A 2,262-nucleotide genomic window follows, 5' to 3' on the forward strand; every position below is an offset into this window, starting at 1 on the left:
ATTTTCCATACCAAAAAGTTGTTGGAGAATGAATAGATTCTGCTTTTCGAATCACAATATTTCTTTTATATTGATGATTGAAAAGTATCTTGTTTATTTTATTTTTTTCTTTTTCATTTAGATAAAGTGACTGTTTCTTTAAATACTTAAGATATAATAAAGAATTTAAAAAATTTAAAACTTAAAATAATAACTAAAACTATCCAAATAACTGTGCAGATATTATCTATTGAATCCCAATTAAACTTATGGATGTCTGTTGTAAACTCATGAACAGGTTTAGTGGTATTTATGTTAGGATTCAAATTGTGTGAATTACTTTCAACTGTGGGCTCTTGATTATTCAAATTATTAAATTTAAAAAGAGAGAATTTAATAGGAATGAAAGGAATTAATCCTGCAAGAAGAGTTAGATACCAAACTTTATAATTTAACATATAATTAAAATAGCGTTTTAATATGTACCTAAAAAATACTAACAATAGAAATATAAAACAAAAGCTTACTATGCTCATTATTAATAACTTAGCCATTTCAACACCTTCTTTCAAATATTTATAATAAACTATTGACGCCAATATTACAATTGTAATATTATTGATTCATAGAAATTACAAATGTAATATTGGAGGGTATATTTTGAAAAAGTTAATACTTTTAATTGCAATTGCTTTAGTTTTAAGTGCATGTAATTCAACCAGTTCACATACTAAAGAGTTAAATAATTTAGAAAAAAAATATAATGCTAATATTGGTGTCTATGCATTAGATACTAAAAGTGGTAAGGAAGTAAAATTTAATGCCGATAAGAGATTTGCCTATGCTTCAACTTCAAAAGCGATAAATAGTGCTATTTTGTTAGAACAAGTACCTTATAATAAGTTAAATAAAAAAGTACATATTAACAAAGATGATATAGTTGCTTATTCTCCTATTTTAGAAAAATATGTAGGAAAAGATATCACTTTAAAAGAACTTATTGAGGCTTCAATGAAGTACAGTGATAATACAGCAAACAATAAAATTATAAACGAAATCGGTGGAATCAAAAAAATTAAAAAACGTTTAAAAAAATTGGGAGATAAAGTAACAAATCCAGTTAGATATGAAATAGAATTAAATTACTATTCACCAAAGAGCAAAAAAGATACTTCAACGTCTGCTGCTTTCGGCAAGACTTTAAATAAACTTATCGCAAATGGAAAATTAAGCAAAAAAAATAAAAATTTCTTACTTGATTTAATGTTAAATAATAAAAACGGAGACACTTTAATTAAAGATGGTGTTCCAAAAGACTATAAAGTTGCTGATAAAAGTGGTCAAGCAATAACATATGCTTCTAGAAATGATGTAGCTTTTATTTATCCTAAGAACCAATCTGAACCTATTATTTTAGTCATTTTTACGAATAAAGACAATAAAAGTGATAAACCTAATGATAAATTGATAAGTGAAACCGCCAAGAATGTAATAAGCAAATTTTAATAGTCTAAATGTACTACAAAAACTGATATAATTCTATCTTTCATAAAACTTCATAATATCGAAGAACATATATATTATTTATTATTATATATGTTCTATTTTTTTATGTTCACATTTTTAAAAGAGAAAATACTATTAACATACCAAACATCATAATTCCAGTTACTGTAATTATAAATGCTCGATAATCTTACTCAACTTTTCCATATAGAAAATAACTTATTTTAAATTAATTAATCACATTAAAAAATTATATAATCCTTGCCGAATAAGAACATACGTTCTATAATGATGATGAGGTGGTTAACATGATTCCAAATCCTAATGCGCCAGATGAATATAAATATGAAACTGATTATAGAAAAATACCAAGAAAATATTTAAACCCTAAAATCCCTCAAGGGCGTGGAAAAATCAAATGGCAACCTTTTGCGACTCTCCCAAAACAGTTTGAAATTTTAGAGCAAATCATAATGTATCAAGATAAAGTTGAAAAACCATTGCTAACATATGATTCATTAGATAATTTAGATCAGATTTTCCAAGTAAAAATTAGAAATGATGAGTTATGTACAATCACATATTGGGTAGACGGTAACATTTCAAAATATACGGGAAAAATTTTAAAAAAGGATGAAATTAGTAATACATTTTCCTTTTCTGATACTAACAATAATATATATAATTTAAATAATGCTAACGTTTGTAGTATCACTTAACACTATTTAAACTTTTTAAAAAGTTTAAATAGTGTTCTTATAATTACCTTTTTCGAAA

General features: G+C 24.8%; 2 protein-coding genes and 1 pseudogene. 2 read left to right on the plus strand and 1 reads right to left on the minus strand.

From position 1 onward, the window contains the following. Window positions 1-533: pseudogene (locus tag ABTW65_RS29350) on the minus strand (M56 family metallopeptidase); the annotation flags it as partial. Between the two features lie 106 nt (window positions 534-639). On the opposite strand from ABTW65_RS29350, the gene blaZ reads away from it, so the two are divergent. Both blaZ and ABTW65_RS29360 read left to right on the plus strand, forming a co-directional pair. Beyond that, window positions 640-1,485 carry a penicillin-hydrolyzing class A beta-lactamase BlaZ gene (gene blaZ, locus ABTW65_RS29355; protein ID WP_162159165.1) on the plus strand — a complete coding sequence of 282 codons (846 nt, stop codon included), beginning with the start codon at window positions 640-642 and terminating at the stop codon, window positions 1,483-1,485. Window positions 1,486-1,793: 308 nt separating this feature from the next. Further along, entirely contained in the window at window positions 1,794-2,204 is a 411-nt protein-coding gene (locus tag ABTW65_RS29360; RefSeq protein WP_350666718.1) for a YolD-like family protein, read from the plus strand. The last annotated feature ends 58 nt before the right edge of the window (window positions 2,205-2,262 follow it).

It is taken from the genome of Nocardioides sp. NPDC127503 (genome assembly GCF_040302165.1).
Lineage (GTDB): Bacteria > Actinomycetota > Actinomycetes > Propionibacteriales > Nocardioidaceae > Nocardioides.